14 protein-coding genes are annotated in these 15762 nt (G+C 73.7%); 9 read left to right on the top strand and 5 right to left on the bottom strand.

Going from position 1 to position 15762, the window contains the following annotated elements:
* Positions 1–101 precede the first annotated feature (101 nt).
* From ACTMTB_RS23495 to ACTMTB_RS23470, 6 genes are all read left to right on the top strand, one after another.
* Positions 102–800, top strand: coding sequence for an SDR family oxidoreductase (locus ACTMTB_RS23495; RefSeq protein WP_441148569.1), 699 nt, complete (start codon positions 102–104; stop codon positions 798–800).
* A 71-nt stretch (positions 801–871) separates the two neighbouring features.
* Entirely contained in the window at positions 872–2479 is a 1608-nt protein-coding gene (locus ACTMTB_RS23490) for an MFS transporter (RefSeq protein ID WP_441148401.1), read from the top strand.
* 33 nt (positions 2480–2512) lie between these two features.
* Positions 2513–3340, top strand: a complete 828-nt coding sequence (locus ACTMTB_RS23485; protein ID WP_441148400.1) for a DUF2238 domain-containing protein — start codon at positions 2513–2515, stop codon at positions 3338–3340.
* Positions 3337–4056, top strand: coding sequence for a class I SAM-dependent methyltransferase (locus ACTMTB_RS23480; RefSeq protein WP_441148399.1), 720 nt, complete (start codon positions 3337–3339; stop codon positions 4054–4056). The genes ACTMTB_RS23485 and ACTMTB_RS23480 overlap by 4 nt, the downstream gene beginning before the upstream one ends.
* 336 nt (positions 4057–4392) lie before the next feature.
* Entirely contained in the window at positions 4393–5316 is a 924-nt protein-coding gene (locus ACTMTB_RS23475) for an alpha/beta hydrolase family protein (protein ID WP_441148398.1), read from the top strand.
* Positions 5317–5699: 383 nt separating this feature from the next.
* Complete coding sequence (locus tag ACTMTB_RS23470; RefSeq protein WP_441148397.1) at positions 5700–8453, top strand: LuxR C-terminal-related transcriptional regulator; 2754 nt, start codon at positions 5700–5702, stop codon at positions 8451–8453.
* A gap of 145 nt (positions 8454–8598) precedes the next feature.
* On the opposite strand, the gene ACTMTB_RS23465 is transcribed toward ACTMTB_RS23470, so the two are convergent.
* Positions 8599–9402, bottom strand: coding sequence for a maleylpyruvate isomerase family mycothiol-dependent enzyme (locus ACTMTB_RS23465; RefSeq protein ID WP_441148396.1), 804 nt, complete (start codon positions 9400–9402; stop codon positions 8599–8601).
* Positions 9403–9588: 186 nt separating this feature from the next.
* Between ACTMTB_RS23465 and ACTMTB_RS23460 the strand changes: the two genes are divergently transcribed.
* Complete coding sequence (locus ACTMTB_RS23460) at positions 9589–10725, top strand: CaiB/BaiF CoA transferase family protein (RefSeq protein WP_441148395.1); 1137 nt, start codon at positions 9589–9591, stop codon at positions 10723–10725.
* Here the strand turns inward: ACTMTB_RS23460 and ACTMTB_RS23455 are convergent.
* Positions 10659–11096 carry a DUF2809 domain-containing protein gene (locus tag ACTMTB_RS23455; protein WP_441148394.1) on the bottom strand — a complete coding sequence of 146 codons (438 nt, stop codon included), beginning with the start codon at positions 11094–11096 and terminating at the stop codon, positions 10659–10661. The genes ACTMTB_RS23460 and ACTMTB_RS23455 overlap by 67 nt on opposite strands.
* Before the next feature lie 126 nt (positions 11097–11222).
* Between ACTMTB_RS23455 and ACTMTB_RS23450 the strand changes: the two genes are divergently transcribed.
* Complete coding sequence (locus ACTMTB_RS23450; RefSeq protein ID WP_441148393.1) at positions 11223–11363, top strand: hypothetical protein; 141 nt, start codon at positions 11223–11225, stop codon at positions 11361–11363.
* A 29-nt stretch (positions 11364–11392) separates the two neighbouring features.
* On the opposite strand, the gene ACTMTB_RS23445 is transcribed toward ACTMTB_RS23450, so the two are convergent.
* Positions 11393–11911, bottom strand: a complete 519-nt coding sequence (locus ACTMTB_RS23445; protein WP_441148568.1) for a DUF1877 family protein — start codon at positions 11909–11911, stop codon at positions 11393–11395.
* A 112-nt stretch (positions 11912–12023) separates the two neighbouring features.
* Between ACTMTB_RS23445 and ACTMTB_RS23440 the strand changes: the two genes are divergently transcribed.
* On the top strand, positions 12024–14987 hold the full coding sequence (locus ACTMTB_RS23440; RefSeq protein ID WP_441148392.1) for a P-loop ATPase, Sll1717 family: 2964 nt from the start codon (positions 12024–12026) through the stop codon (positions 14985–14987).
* Between the two features lie 12 nt (positions 14988–14999).
* On the opposite strand, the gene ACTMTB_RS23435 is transcribed toward ACTMTB_RS23440, so the two are convergent.
* On the bottom strand, positions 15000–15332 hold the full coding sequence (locus ACTMTB_RS23435) for a hypothetical protein (RefSeq protein ID WP_357914062.1): 333 nt from the start codon (positions 15330–15332) through the stop codon (positions 15000–15002).
* 51 nt (positions 15333–15383) lie between these two features.
* A complete protein-coding gene (locus ACTMTB_RS23430) occupies positions 15384–15725 on the bottom strand; it encodes a hypothetical protein (RefSeq protein ID WP_441148391.1) in 342 nt (113 codons plus the stop codon).
* Between the last annotated feature and the right edge of the window lie 37 nt (positions 15726–15762).

Below are 15762 nucleotides of genomic sequence, written 5' to 3'. Positions count from 1 at the left end.
GGCTGACTTGCGTTGACGCTAGTCAGAGTGCTTCACTGGGCGAGCTGACTTTTCAAAGGAGAAGTCAGGTTTGCCCAGTGAACCTCACAGACAGGATCTTCATGGACATCTCGGCCACTACCGCACTGGTCACCGGCGCCAACCGGGGCTTCGGCCGCGCCCTGGCCAGCGAGCTGCTCGCTCGGGGCGCCACCGTGTACGCGGCGGCCCGCAACCCGGCCCTGATCGACCTCCCGGGCGCCCGGCCACTGGCGCTGGACATCACCGACCCCGCGTCCGTGGCGGCGGCCGCGGCGGCCGCCGGCGACGTCACCCTGCTGGTGAACAACGCGGGCACGTCGACCGGTGCCGACCTGCTCACCGGGGACCTGGACCAGATCCGCCTGGAGCTGGAGACGCACTACCTCGGCACCCTCTCCGTGGTGCGGGCCTTCGCCCCCGTCATCGAGCGCAACGGCGGCGGCACCGTCCTCAACGTGTTGTCCGCGCTGTCCTGGTTCGCCCTACCCACCGACGGCGCCTACGTGGCGGCCAAGGCCGCCGAGTGGGGAATGACCAACTCGCTGCGCCTCACCCTCGCCCCGGCGAAGATCCGCGTCGCGGGCCTGCACGTGGGCTACATGGACACCGACATGGCCCGGGCGGTCACCACCCCCAAGGCCGACCCGGCCGACGTGGCGGCGTACGCCGTCGACCAACTGGCCGCGGACGCGTACGAGATCGTCGCCGACGACGTCAGCCGAGGCGTACTCGCCGGGCTCTCCGGCGGCGTGGCGGCCCTCTACCCGCAGCTGCCGTAGCCGGACACCGCCCTCCACCCGCGGCGGCGGGCTCCGTCCGGCCGACCCCATCACCTCTGCAAGGAGTAGCTGTGCCCGAACAGCAGACCGCCACGACGGGTTGGCGGGCGACCACCACGCCCAGCCCGCCCACCCCGCCCGCCGCCGCGCCCACCGGGCGGACGACCGTCCGTGGTTCGCACGCGGCGACCCTCGTCGCCATGTGCCTGGGTGCGATGGTCACGTTCCTGCACCTCACCGCGACCGTCTCCGCGCTGACCACGATCCAGCGGGACCTGCGGGTCGACCCGACCAGCCTGGTCTGGATCCCCAGCGCCTACACCCTCATGCTGGCCGGCCTCGTGCTCTCCGCCGCAACGCTCGGCAGCCGGTACGGCCGCAAGCGGATGTTCAGCGCCGGTGTCGCCGCCATGATGGCCGGAGCTGCCGTGGTCGCCCTGGCCACCGCCCCCGGCTGGGTCATCGCGGGACAGCTCGTGGCCGGTGCGGGCGGGGCGCTGATCCTGTCGAACAGCCTGGCGATTCTCGGCGTGACGTTCACCGACCCGCACCGCCGTACCGAGGTCATCACCGCCTGGGCGGCGGCGTCCGGCGTCGGGTTGTCGGTGGGCCCGCTCATCGCCGGGGCGCTGCTGGCGCACGTCCACTGGCACGGCGTCTTCCTGTCCACCGTGGTGCTCGGTCTGGTCACCCTCGCCGTCACCACCCGCTGGGTGGCCGAGTCGCGCCAGCCCACCAGCCGGGTCGACCTGCCCGGCCTGCTGCTGGGCACGCTCGCCGTCGCCGCCGCCGTCTACGCGCTGATCGAGGGCGGTCGTAACGGCTACACCAGCCCGACGGTGGGGGCCGCGTGGCTCACCGCCGGCGCCGCGCTCGTCGCCTTCGTCATGGTCGAGCTGCGTACCGCCGCGCCGATGCTGGACGTCCGGCTGTTCCGGTCGCCGTCCTTCAGCGCCGTCATGCTCGTCGCCGCCGTGTCGCTGTTCGGCTTCACCGGCGTGTCGATCCTGCTGGTGCTCTTCCACGAACGCGCCCAGGCGCTCAGCCCGCTCGACACCGGCTGGCGGATGCTGGTGCTGTTCGGCCTCTACGCGGTCACCGCCTTCGCCGCCGGCCAGGCGATCCGCCGCACCGGCTTCAAGGCGCCGCTCACCCTCGGCCTGCTGCTCGGCGGCCTGGCCAGCCTGGGCCTGTCCACCCACACCCCGGGCACCCCGTTCAGTCAGAGCTGGCCGCTGCTCGCGCTCTTCGGCGCCGCCTGCGGCCTGGTCGCCGCGCCGGCCACCGCCGCGGCGCTGGCCAGCGTCGCGCCCCCGCAGGCGAGCATGGCCGCCGCGGCGGTCAACACCGCCCGCCAGTTCGGCGCCGTGATGGGCGCGTCGCTGCTGGGTACCCTGCTCAGCACCACGCTGATCGCCGACCTGCCGGGTCGGCTCGCCGCCCACGGCGTACCCGAGTCCACGCGGACGGCCGTGCAGGCGGCCGTGCGGGCCGGCACCAGCGACACCGCGACGCCGCCCGGGCCGGTGCGGCAGGCGCTCGCCGAGTCCCTGAACGCCGGCGTGCAGGCCGGGCTGCGGGTCAACGGCGTCGTCTTCCTCGCCGCCGCCGTCCTGGCGCTCGCCGTCGTCCGCAACCGGCCGCATCGGCACCAGCCGGCGGCCGACGACCGGCGGTGAGTCCGGTGCCGTGAACCCGAGCGGTACCTGGTCATGAGCGCGGGGGTGGTGGCCATCTCGGTGGCCGCCGAACTGGCCATCACCCACCCGGCCGGGGAGCGGTTCGGGGCCGATCGGATCGGTCGCGCCGCTGCTATCGTCGGCGTCCCGGGCGGCGACCGGCCGGCCCGGCCAGCCACGAACAGGCGGTCGCCGGTGACCCGAGCACGTGCCCTCCTCCCGCCGGCGCTGCTGGGCGTCGTCCTCGTCGCGCTGGTCGTCTCCGGCATCCGGCCGTACGACCGGCTGACCTGGCTGCTGGAGACGGTGTGGGTGATCGTCGGGATCCCGGTGCTGCTGCTCACCTGGCGCCGCTTCCCACTGACCACACTGCTGTGCTGCCTGCTCGCGGCGCACGCGATCGTCCTCATCGTCGGCGGTCACCACACCTACGCGCGTACGCCGGTGGGCAACTGGGTGCGGGACCTGTTCGACCTGACCCGTAACCCGTACGATCGGCTCGGCCATTTCGCGCAGGGCTTCGTGCCGGCCATCCTGGTCCGCGAGATCCTGGTCCGCCGTTCGCCGTTGCGGGGCAGCCGGTGGCTCGCGCCGCTCGTGGTCTGCGCCTGCCTGGCCTTCAGCGCCCTGTTCGAGATGTTCGAGTGGTGGTCGGCGGTGGTCGCGGGCTCGGCGGCCGACGACTTCCTCGCCACCCAGGGCGACGTCTGGGACACCCAGTGGGACATGTTCCTGGCGCTGGTCGGCGCGATCACCTCGTTGGCCCTGCTCAGCCGCCGGCACGACCGCCAACTCCCGCCGCCGCCCGCCGGCCCCCGCCGGTCGTCGCTGCGGCCCGACCAGCCGAGGACGACCGCGTGACGGTCGGTCGCCGGCCGGGCGTGGCACTGCTGGACACCGCGGCGCTGGAACGGTCGGCGGTGGTGGCCAACAACGCGATGAACCGCGAACGGCAGCTGGCCGGGGTCAACAGCTACGCCCGGGAGCTGGGCTTCAACCCCGTCGAGGTGCTCACCGACCGGCTCGCCGGCGCCGCCGCCAGCGCCGGCTGGCTGGACCTCTGCTGCGGTACGGGCCGGGCGCTGATCCAGGCGACCGGGCAGCTGCGCCGGGTCGCGTTGACCGAGCGCACCACCCTCGTCGGGGTCGACCTGGTGGACGCCTTCGACCCGGCGCCGACACCGCCGGCGAACTTGCGGCTGGTCTGCGCCTCCGTCGCCACCTGGGCACCGGACCGGCCGTTCGACCTGATCACCTGCCTGCACGGACTGCACTACGTCGGGGACAAGCTCGCCGTGCTGGCCCGCGCCGCCGACTGGCTTACGCCCGAGGGCCGGTTCGTGGCCGACCTGGACCTGTCCAGCATCCGGCTCGCCGACGGGCGCCCCGCCGGGCGACGCCTCACCGCGCTGCTGCGCGACGCCGGCTTCGCCTACGACTCCCGCCGCCGCCGGATCAGCCGCACCGGCCGCCGCGAGGTGCGCCTCCCGTACCGTTTCCTTGGCGCCGACGACCGCGCTGGCCCCAACTACACCGGCCAACCGGCGGTCCACTCCCACTACGCCGAGGAGCGCTGACCGTCTCGCCGTCCGGCGCCCCGGCCGGCAACAGCGCCTTCCCGCCCGTCCGCTCGCGGCCGTCGGCACCTGGATCGTCGCCGGCTACCTCGGCCGCAAACTCCCGCAACACTGGCAGGACAACCGATCCACCGCGTGCCGGGGGCGGCTCCGACCGGGAGCCGCCCCCGGTGCCGCCCTGCTCGCCGCGTAGGCCGATCGGCTCGCCCCCGGGACCGGCCGTCTCCCCGGCCCGGTCACCGGGCCTGCCGCCCGCACCGGCGCACGCTGCCCCCGGACTGGTGATTTCACCGATGCGGGGGCCACCCGCTCCGCCGAACACTGATCCACGTCGATATGCCCCGACTGCAGGGAGTGCCCGACGTGTCATCACCAACCACCACCCGTCCCCGTTCCGCCGTCCGCGCCGCCGGTCTGGCCGTGGCGGCCGTCCTGGCCGCCGTGGGCGGCCTGGCCGCGGCGCCGGCCGCGCAGGCCGCCGACAACCCGTACGAGCGCGGCCCCGCCCCGACCGTCGCCCTCCTGGAGGCCAGCCGCGGTCCCTTCGCCACCGCGTCGCAGAGCGTCTCCTCGCTCAGCGTGACCGGCTTCGGTGGGGGAGTCATCTACTACCCGACCAGCACCAGCGAGGGCACCTTCGGGGCCATCGCCATCTCGCCCGGCTACACCGCCGCCTGGTCCAGCATCAGCTGGCTCGGTCCGCGGCTCGCCTCGCACGGCTTCGTGGTGATCGGCATCGAGACCAACAGCCGCCTCGACCAGCCGGACAGCCGCGGCCGGCAACTGCTCGCCGCGCTCGACTACCTGGTGCAGCGCAGTTCGGTGCGGAGCCGGATCGACGGCACCCGGTTGGCCGTCGCCGGCCACTCGATGGGCGGCGGGGGCAGCCTGGAGGCCGCCGTCTCCCGGCCGTCGCTGCAGGCCGCCGTGCCGCTCGCCCCGTGGAACCTGGACAAGAGCTGGTCCGACGTCCGGGTGCCGACGCTGATCGTCGGTGGCGAGAGCGACACCGTCGCGCCGGTCTCGTCGCACTCGGAGCCGTTCTACAGCAGCATCCCGGCCTCGTCCGAGAAGGCCTACCTGGAGCTCAACGGGGCGAGCCACTTCTTCCCCCAGTCGGTGAACACCCCCACCGCCCGGCAGATGGTGGCCTGGTTGAAGCGGTTCGTCGACAACGACACCCGCTACGAGCAGTTCCTCTGCCCGGGCCCGAGCGGCCTGGCGATCGAGGAGTACCGCAACACCTGCCCGAGCGCCTGACGCTTCCCCGGGGCGGCCGCCGACCGGCGGCCGCCCCGCCATGTCCGGCCCCGGCCGCCCCGCCCCGCCATGTCCGGCCCCGGCCGCCCCGCCCCGCCGGGGCCGAGTCGGCCGGGCCGCTTCCCGCCGGCCGGCAGCCGTCCCGGCAGGGCGGAACGGCTCGACGGTGGACGGCAGACCTCAAAAGACGCACTCGCAGTGCCGACATCCGCCGGGCATCCCGGCGGGAGGTGCGCCTCGCTCGCCTCGGCGCCGGGCCGGCATCTACCCGCCGTGATTCGCGGTGGTCGCAGCCCTGCTGGCCAACCGATCGACGCCGCCCAGCGGACAGCGCGTACCAGTCAACTCTTTCCAACAGGTTTCCGATAAGTGACACTCGATGGATGGTTACTGCATCAACAGTGCAATTAACCGTGCTGCGGGGCCGCGACGACGAGTGCGCCGCGATCCGGCGGCTGCTGACCGACCTGCCCGGCGGCGGGGGAGCGCTGCTGCTGCAGGGCGAGCCTGGCTCCGGCCGGACCGCCCTGGTCGACTACGCCCACCGGCACGCCGACGGCTGCGCCGTCCTGGCCGGCGTCGGCCTCGCCGAGGAGGCGGCGCTGCCGTACGCGGGACTGCAACGGCTGCTGGAACCGGTGCTGGACCGGGCCCGCACGCTGCCCGAGCAGCAACGACGGGTGCTGCGGCGCGCCCTGGCCGGCGCCGGCTGCCCGGCCCACCGGCGCCTGGCCCTGTCCATGGCCGTGCTCGGGCTGCTCGCCGCCGCCGCGCGCGACCGCCCCGTGCTGTGCACGATGGACGACGTCGACCGGGGCGACCAGCCGACCGCGGAGGTGTTGGCGTTCGTCGCCCGGCGCCTGCGCCACCTGCGGGTGGCCGTCCTGCTCACCACGGCGACGGACGCCTCCGTCGGGGGAGTACCCGGTCACCGGCTCCGCCCGCTCGACGACCGCGCCAGCGCCGCGCTGCTCGCCGACCGGCTGACCGGACAGCCGGTGGCCCCGCCGGTGGCGGCGGCGCTCGGCGCGGTCGCCGGGGGCAACCCGCAGGCCCTGGTCGACCTCGCCGGCGTGCTCACCCCCGGCCAGTGCCGAGGCGAGGAACCGGCGCCCGCGGCACCGCCGACCGACGGCGGGCTGGGCCGCGCCTACCGGAGCCGCCTGGAGCGGCTGCCGGCCGAGACCCGGCGCGTCCTGCTGCTCGCCGCGCTGGACGAGGAGGGCGAGCCGGGCACCCTGATCCGGGCGGCGCGGGCCGCCGGCACGACCGTCGAGGCGCTCGCCCCGGCCGAACTCGCCGGCCTGCTCCGCGTCGAACCGGGACAGGTCACCTTCCCGCAGCCCCTGGCCCGCGCCATGGTGCGCGGCGCGGCACCACTGGCCGAGCGGCGCGCCGCGCACCTGCTGCTCGCCGGGGCGCTCGACGGTCCCGGTCAGCGGCTGCGCCGGGCACTGCACCTCGCCGCCGCGGCGGAGGGCCACGACCCGGCCCTGGCCACGGAACTGGAGCAGGCCGCGGCCCACGACGGGGTCGGCGGCGACGCCGCCTCGGCGGCCCTGCAACGCGCCGCCGAGCTCACCGACGATTCGGCCCGCGCCACTGCCCGGCTGGTGGCCGCCGCAGGGTACGCCTGGTCGGCCGGCCGGTCCCACCGCGCCCGCCTGTTGCTGGGAAACCTTCCCGCCGTCGCCGAGCCGACCGTGACCGGGCGGGCCGCACTGCTGCGCGGCGAACTGGACCTGCGCGGCGGTCGCGCCCGGTCCGCGCTGACCGCGCTGCTGGCCGCCGCGGACACGCTGGCGGGCAGCGACCGCGCACTCGCCCTCGGCGCGCTGGTCCGCGCCGGCGAGACGGTCTGCTTCTCCGGCGACCAGTACCGCTACGCCGAGGTGGCCCGGCGGGCGGAGCCGCTGCGCCGCCCCGACGACCCACCCGCGACGGAGCTGCTCAGCGCGTACGTCGCAGGGGTGGCGGCGACGCTGCGTGGCGACCACGAGCGGGCCGGGCCGGCGCTGCGCCGCGCGGTGGTCCTCGGTGGACACCTGGCCGGGTCGGCGCTCACCCCGGCGGCGCTGACCTGCGCGGCGGCGGCCGGCCTGCTGGTGGCCGTGGACGCCGCGGCGCACCGGCTCGCCGAGCGCGCCGTCGAGCTGGCCCACCACCGTGGGGAGCTGTCCGCCCTGCCGCGCGCCCTGGAGCTGCGGGCGGCCGCCGAGTACTGGCTGGGTCGGCACGACGCCGCGGCGGAGACCTCGCGGGAGGGACTGCGGATCGCCCGTGACACCGGTCAGGACAACTGGGCCGGGGTGCACCTGGGCATGCTGGCGGTGCTCGCCGCGGTCCGCGCCGACCGGGACACCAGCCTGCGCCGGATCCGCGAGATCGGCGAGGACCCGGGCGGGCACAGCCGGCCACGCGCCCTCGCCCAGTGGGCGCTGGCCGTGCTCGACCTGGCCGCCGGTCGGCACGCCGCCGCCGCGGCGCGGCTGACCGCGCTGGCCCGGCCCGGCACCGGCCGCGGGCAGGTGCTCGTCCAGGTGATGGCCACCCCGTACCTGGTCGAGGCGGCCGCCGCCGGCGGAGACCGGGCGGCGGCCGGCGCCGCGCTCGCCGTCTTCGACCGCTGGGCCAGCAGCACGGCGAGTCCGTCACGCCGGGCGCTCTCCGCGCGCTGCCACGCCCTCCTCGCGCCCCGGGGCAGCGCCGAGGCCGAGCGGGAGTTCCGGGCCGCGCTGCGGCTGCATCCGGCTGACGCCGGCGCGTTCGAGCGGGCCCGCACCGAGCTGCTGCTCGGCCGCGAGCTGCGGCGCAGCCGGCGACCCCGGGACGCGCGGGAGCACCTGCACGACGCCCGGGAGGCGTTCACCCTGATCGGGGCGACCACCTGGGCAGAGCAGGCCGCCGCCGAGCTGCGGGCGGCCGGGGAGTCGGTCGGCGCGCCGGACCTGTCGGCGGCCCGACTGCTGACCGGCCAGCAGCTGCGGATCGCCCAACTGGTCGCCGAGGGCGCCACGAACCGGGAGATCGCCGCGCGGATGTTCCTCTCCACCCGCACCGTCGACCACCACCTGCGCAACGTCTTCCACCGGCTCGGCATCCGCTCCCGGACCGAGTTGGCCCGCGCCCTCTCCTGACACCGCCGGCCGCCGGCCGGTCGGCGTCGCCGGCACCCCGACGGCCGCCCGCTGCGCCCCGACCCGCCCCAGCGCCCGGACGGCGGACGCTGTCAGCGACGCCGCCGGCTACCCCGCTTCAGCACCGGAACGATCTGGCGCATCGTCACGTTCTACTCATCCGGTTCCAGGCTATGAGCAGGTCGAAGAGACGTCGGTCGCCGTCGAGCTTCAGGGAGTCCAGCGGAATGCGGCCGTAGAAGGCCAGGACCAGCTCACTGGCCGTGCCTCGGGCGGAGGCGTCGGCCGCGTCCGGGTCCTCGCCGCCGGCGGTGGCGGGCATTGTGTCGGGTGTGGGCAGGCGGGCGGCTCGTGCGCCGTCGGCGGAGAGCCAGTTGCGCCAGGAGCGGCCTTCGGTGGCGTGGTAGTCGACGGCTGCGGGCTCGTGCGGCCAGGCGGCCGTCGTGGTGCAGCAGGTGGACAGGAACTCCTCGACACCGTCGAGTGCCACCTCGTCCGGCAGCGGCTGCGGGGCGCCCAGGGTGACCTGGGCGTCGTAGGTGTGCACCGCGATCTCCTGGAGCTGGTGTCGGGCGACGGCACCGCAGGTCTGCGGCGACTGCGACGTACCCCACCACGTCCAGCAACCGCGATCCGGGCCGGCCTCCCGCAATGCGTCCAGTAGCTGCTGCGTCGATGCGGCCAACCAGGCCAGCAGGGCCTCGCGCTCCCGAGGCGCAGCCGGGCCCTCCGATGCGGACCTGGCCGAGGCGGTGGGCCCTGCGGCGACGGTGGCGGCCCAGGAGCGGCGCCCCTCGCCCAGGTGCTGCACCAGATCGAACAGCGTCCACTCGGGACAGGTCGGCACCTGCACGTCGAGGCTGGGCGCGGAGGCGACCGCGGCGCGGAAGGCGGTCGACCGTTCGTCGATCAGCCGCAGCAGATCGGGGAACTCCAGAGTCTTTTCCACGCCGGCTGCCTATCACCGTGCTCCGGCAACCGGACAGCGAATTTCGCCGCCGACGCGGCGGGCGCGGCGTCCTCATTCTGAAGCGATCGGTCGGTCCTGCTCCATTGCCGGTACGGACCGTCGATGTGCCATCGTGTCCTCCAGCCAGTCGACGAGCGGCAGCCACGGCGGGGAAGGGGAGTGGCGATGGGGGAGCAGCGGACCGGACCGCTCGACGGCGTCCTGGTCGCGGACTTCTCGCGCATCCTCGCCGGGCCGTACGCGACCATGCTCCTGGCCGACCTCGGCGCCGAGGTGATCAAGGTGGAGGGGCCCGGCGGGGACGACACCCGGGCCTGGACGCCGCCGGCGCGCGAGGGTGTCTCCACCTACTACCTCGGCGTGAACCGCAACAAGCGCTCGATCGCGCTGGACCTCGCCGACCCCGACGACCTGGCCGTCGCGCGGGAGCTCGCCCGCCGCGCCGACGTCATGATCGAGAACTTCCGCCCCGGTGGCCTGCGCCGCTTCGGCCTCGACTACGCCAGCGTGGCGGCCGGCAACGACCGGATCGTCTACGCCTCCGTCAGCGGCTTCGGCGCCCACGGCGGTGCGCACCTGCCGGGCTACGACCTGATGGTCCAGGCGGCGTCGGGCCTGATGAGCCTCACCGGCGACGCCGACGGTCCGCCGTACAAGGCCGGCGTCGCCGTGTTCGACGTGATCGCCGGCCTGCACGCGGCGGTCGGCATCCTCGCCGCCCTGCACCACCGGGCCCGCACCGGTGTCGGCCAGCACGTCGAGGTGAACCTGCTCTCCTCGGCACTGTCCGGTCTGGTCAACCACACCAGCGGGTACGTCGCCGGCGGCGCGGCCCCGCACCGGATGGGCAACGCCCACCCGAGCCTCTTCCCGTACGAGCCGTTGCCCATCGCCGACGGCGACCTCGTCGTCATCGCCGGGAACGACGGCCAGTTCCGCCGGCTGTGCCAGGTGCTCGGCCTACCCGAGCTGGCTGACGACCCCCGGTTCGGGCGCAACCAGGACCGCACCGTGCACCGGGACGCCCTGCGCCCGATCCTGGTGGCGCGGTTGGCCGGGCGGACCCGGGACGAGTGGTTCCGTGACCTGACCGCCGCGGGCGTGCCGTGCGCCCCGATCACCACCGTCGACGGCGGGGTCGCCCTGGCCGAGCAGCTCGGGCTCGACCCGGTGGTCACGGTCGGCGGCGTGCCCGGCGTCCGGCACCCGATCGGCTTCTCCGAAACCCCGCCCCGCTACGACCTGCCACCGCCTGGCCTCGACGAGCACGGTGCCGACATCCGCGCCTGGCTGACCGGCTGAGCTACCAGTCGGTGGAGTGCGGCCAGCGGGATCACCCCGACCGGGTACCAGAGCAGATCGACCGGATCGAACTGGACCCCGAGCGCCAGCCGCGCGACCAGACTCCGGGCCGACAAATCCGCCGGCACCCCGGTGAGCTGCGCGCATTCCACCATCCAGCAGAACAGCACCGCGATCACCCCGACCGGCGCCGGCGCCATCCGCGGCCACAGGAACAGCACTCCCGCCCACACCATCGACGCGTACAGGGCGGTGCCGGAGTACTGGCGCACCGGGCCGTCGTCGACGGCGCGGATGGCCAGGGCCACGCCGAGGAAGAGCGCCGCCGCCACCGGCATGAACAGCCGGACCGTCTTCGGCGTGATCGACATTTCGGGGATGCTAGTCACCGCACGTCCAGCGTGCCGCCCCGATGGACGCAGTCGAGGGGCGGCGCGGCGGGAGAGGACCGCTCGGAGGCGCTTCGCCCCCGGTCCGGGCGCAACCAGGACCGCACCGTGCACCGGGACGCCCTGCGCCCGATCCTGGTCGCGCGGTCGGCCCGGCGGACCCGGGACGAGTGGTTCCGTGACCTCACCGCTGCGGGCGTACCGTGCGCCCCGATCACCACCATCGACGGCGGAGTCGGGCTGGCCTGACTCCCGTCCCCGTGCTTCGGTGACCGTCCCTAGTCGAGCCAGCAGATGACGGCGTCGCCCTCCCGCGCCGCCGCCGCGAAGAACCGCTGGGCGTACGGCAGGTGGTGCGTCACCCACGACAACTGGTCCGGCCGGTCCCAGACCTGCGGGTAGATGTCGGCCCGCTCCAGCTCGGCCTGGTCGACGCCGCGGCTCAGGTCGTCCTCGGTGAGGCCGTCGAGCGTCGCGGCCGCTTCGGCCACCTGCTCCGGGGTGAGATAGCGGGGCGGCCCGTAACCCCAGTCGTGCTCCGGATCCCCCGCGATGGCGTCCTCGTCCTCGTCCTCCGCGTCCGGCGTCTCGACGAACGCCTCGGCCCCGTACACGATCGGCAGCTCGACGCCCTGCCGCTCGAGCAGGAAGTCGAAGGCGTGCCACGCCTTGCCGGTGCCGTCGACGCGCTCGCCCTCCCCGTCCATGGCCGCCTGCGCGAAGTCGTACGCCCAGCCCAGGTCGTCCTTCGCGCGCGCCAGCTCGGCCGGGGTGACCCGCAGCCAGTTCCCGTTCATGCTCACGGGACGGCAGCCTAGGTGCCGCGTCCGACACCGCAGTGTCAGTGCCGGAGATCGTGGCACCGGCCGGGTACGATCCCTTGCGAGATCCCGTCGAAACGGAGCGCGGATGACCGATCAGCGCATTCTCCACATCGGCACGATCGGCAAGCTGAGGTTCGGTCAGGACGTCGCCGAGTACGACGAACGTCTCGACTCCTACTTCCTCCGCACGGGCACGTACTGGGCGCTCGTACACGACGAGACCGACCTCGTCATCGGCGCGAAGGGAACCGGCAAGAGCGCCATCGCGCGGTTTCTGACCCGCCCGGACGCCGACATCGAGCAACTCGCCGACGTGATCATCATGCCCGCCTTCAACATCCGCGGCTCGATCCTGTTCAAGCGGCTCACCAACCAGATCGACGCCGACGACGAGGCGGTCTACCGCGAGCTCTTCCTGGCGTACATGGTCGGCCTGGCCGGCAACTACATCGTCAGGACCTTCGCCGAGGCCGTCAGCGTCGGCTCCCTGCACAACGGCATGCGCAGCTGCGGGCTCCTGGTGCAGGAGCCGACCCCGCACACCGTGTGGCGGCGGGTGCTCAGCCGGGTGCGTCCGAAGCTCGAAACGACCATCACCATCTCGGAGGCGGAGACGGACCGCAGCCGGGTGGCACGGCCGCTGGACGAGTCCGGTACGTCGGGCGGGGCGGCGGAGCCCGTCACGCTCGAAACCCTTGAGGGACTGCTGGACCTCATCTACGAGGCGCTGGAGCAGCTGGACCTGCGCCTGTGGATCCTGTTCGACCGGCTGGACGAGGCTTTCCCCGACCGCCGCGACATCGAGGTCTCGGCGCTGCGCGGCCTGCTGCGGGCACACCTCGACGTGTGCAGCTACGGCACCCGGATGCGACCGAAGCTGTTCCTGCGCCTCGACATCTTCGACCGCATCACCCAGAACGAGGGGTTCGTCAACGCGACCCACCTGCGCACCACGCGGATCCTGTGGGACTCGGACTCCATCCTGCACCTGATCTCCCTGCGCATCACCGCCGGCAGCGACGAGCTGGTGGACCCGGCGGTCAGGAACATGCTGACCACCTCGGCCGGACGCCGCAAGCTCTGCCGCAGCATCCTCCCCGGGCGCATCGAGAACTTGGACCCGCTGGTCTGGCTGCTGCTGGTCACGGTGGACGCCACCCGGGAGTTCAACCCGCGCAACGTGCTGACGCTGCTGCGCAGCGCCCAGATCGCGGAGATCCAGATCGCCATGCGGGACCGGTCGCCGGGGGCGGCGAAGGACGCGGACCTGTTCCTGTCGCCGCGGGCACTGCATGTCGGCTACAAGCAGCTGTCCGTCGCCCGGCTTCAGGACACGTTGTACGCGGAGAGCACGATCGCCCGGACGTACATCGAGAAACTGCGCGGCAAGACGGTCCGGTTCACCCGGGAGAAGATCTCGGACCGACTCGGTGTCGACGGGGAGGAGTTGGAGGAGATCCTCACCGTCCTGCGGTACGTCGGCTTCCTGCGCAACGACAACGGATCCTTCATCATCCCGCCCCTGTACCGTCCGGCGTTCTTCCGCTCCATCCACGGAGCCGAGCTGCGGCTGGGGGCGGGGGAGGCGAGCGAGCTCGACGGGTTCGCGGAGGCCGACGAGCGCGACCCGGTGGCTCGGGAGCTCATGGAGGAGGAATCCGAGCAGGATTCCGACCCGTCGGATCAGCCTTCCGTCCCGGCGCCGCGGCGGCGGGGTAAGCGGGCGCGACCGAAGCGGGGTTCCACCGGGCGTGACGAACTCGTTCCCAGCAATACGCCGTCGGAGATCAGCGACCAGCAGGACTTCGCCGAGGAGTTGGGGAACGCGCTCGGCGGCGACGTCGACCTGCGCCCCAAGTCGGTGGCCACGGCGGAGTCCGGCGACGCGGCGGACCCCGTACCCCGTGTCCAGCGGGTCCCGCTCGGCGGGCCGAGCGCGGGGGCCTGGGCCGCCAGCCACGCGCGGGACCTGGGCGAGCAGGGGGACCCGGTGGGGGGCTTTCATCTGCTCTACCCGCACCGGACGTCCCATGACGGGGCCGCCTGCGTGGCGGCGGATCTCGCCTATCTGTCGGCCGACCCGACGATCATCGGGCTCGCCAAGGAGATGCTCCAGAGTGGGAACCGCCAGCGGTCCTGGCCGGCCCGGGCGCGGCTGCTGGTGCTCGCCATCGCCACGGACGACGAAGGACTGATCGCCTCCCTGCTCCGAGCCACCAGCAAGAGGTTCGCCCAGGAGATCTCGATCGCCGTGGTGCGGATGGTCAGTCAGGTCCCCGAGAAGGAGGCGGAATTCTGGCACCGCAGCCTCCTGGCGGTCAGTACGCCGACCTCGCCACCGTCGGCCCTGCGGTCGATATGGCCGCTCCTGGCGGCCTCCCGCGTGATGGCGATCGGCCGCAGCTCGTGGGAGCGCGGAGTCGGCGACGTCGCCGCCGACGTCCGCGCGCTGCGGGAGCGGATCTGGGCAGGGGAGCTCTGGCACTCCAGCGTGCGGCACGTCGAGGGCTTCCTGTACGCCTACGCCTCCGGTGGCCCGACGTCGACCGTCCCGGTCCTCCTGCCGTATCAGATCCTCTCCTGCGCCTCGGTGATCGAGAGCGCCGGTCGCCTGACCCCGGCCCTGCGGGCGGGGATCGCCAAGTCGCTCGGAACCCAGCTTGAGGGCACCGACGACCGCAACCGTGAGCGGTTCCTCGAGTGGGTGCAGTACTGCCCCATCGTGCTGGAGGTGGAGCTGCCCGGCCCGGAGGTCAGAAGGACGGCCCAGCCGGGCGGCTCGACGTCGGCCCGTGGCGCGGCGAAGGCACCGGACCGGGAAATCTGCGACTTCGTCGTCAAGGTGATTCAGGATGGGCTCTTCGAAGGGGCGTCGACCATGTTGCTGTCGCAGCTCGGGAGCCGGCTCCTGGCTCGGTCGCCCGGATTCAACTACCGCGCTCTGGGGTTCGCTTCGCTACTCGAACTGGTCAACGCGGTGGCCGAGGCGGACCAGCGGATAACGGTGGGGAAGAACGACGATGGGCACCCGTTCGCCGCGCTCGCCTGACGCGGGCGGCGCCTACTGCGGTTCTTGGAGCCGGACCCTGGTGAAGGCCGAGATGAACATGGCGACCAGGAGCGTCAGCAGGGTCAGCCAGATGACGGGACCGGCCACCAGCGGCAGGGGCCCCTCGGTGCCCATGAAGACGACGAGCATCGCGGCCGTTTCGCCCAGCGCGAAGACGGCGAGGAGAATGGCGAGCGGCATCGACCGGAAGACCAGGCTCTGCCGGCTTCCCGAGAGCCGACTCATGCCGTAGCCGACGAATGTGGACCATCTCTGAAGCACCAGCGCTATCGCGAGGGCGGGAAGCACCTGCGCGGACAGTGCGTAGAAGTCAACATTCCGCACAAGCGGATCTTAGCATCGGCGCAGCGACCGCCTCATTTAGCTGCTTCCATGTCAGGCGACCCGCGGTGCGGGCAGGATCGGCAGCGCCGCCCGGTGGGCCGTACCCGAGATGTCGCCGGTCTGGATGACCTCCGTGGCCTCCGCCGCGACCTCGCCGCCGGCGGTGGCCGTCGCGCCGCCCGACCCGGCGGCCGGACGCGCGGCGTCCGAGTCGATGGCGGTGAGCAGGGCCCGCAGCCGGCCCACGTCGTCGGCGGCCAGCCGGAAGGACCCTCGGCAGACGGGCCCGCTCCACAGTGAGAGCACCACGGCACCGCGTTCCGGGTGGTAGCTGACCCGCATCGTCCGCTCGTCGCCCCGCGTGTCGGTGAACAGGTCACCGAAGCTGGGCATCGGTAGCACCTCTCCCATCACCCCAGCATGCCCGAGC

Source organism: Micromonospora sp. L32, assembly GCF_052068055.1.
Taxonomy (GTDB): Bacteria; Actinomycetota; Actinomycetes; order Mycobacteriales; family Micromonosporaceae; genus Micromonospora; species Micromonospora purpureochromogenes.
The sequence above is the reverse complement of the archived record's forward strand: the minus strand, read 5'-3'. Positions and strand labels throughout refer to the sequence as shown.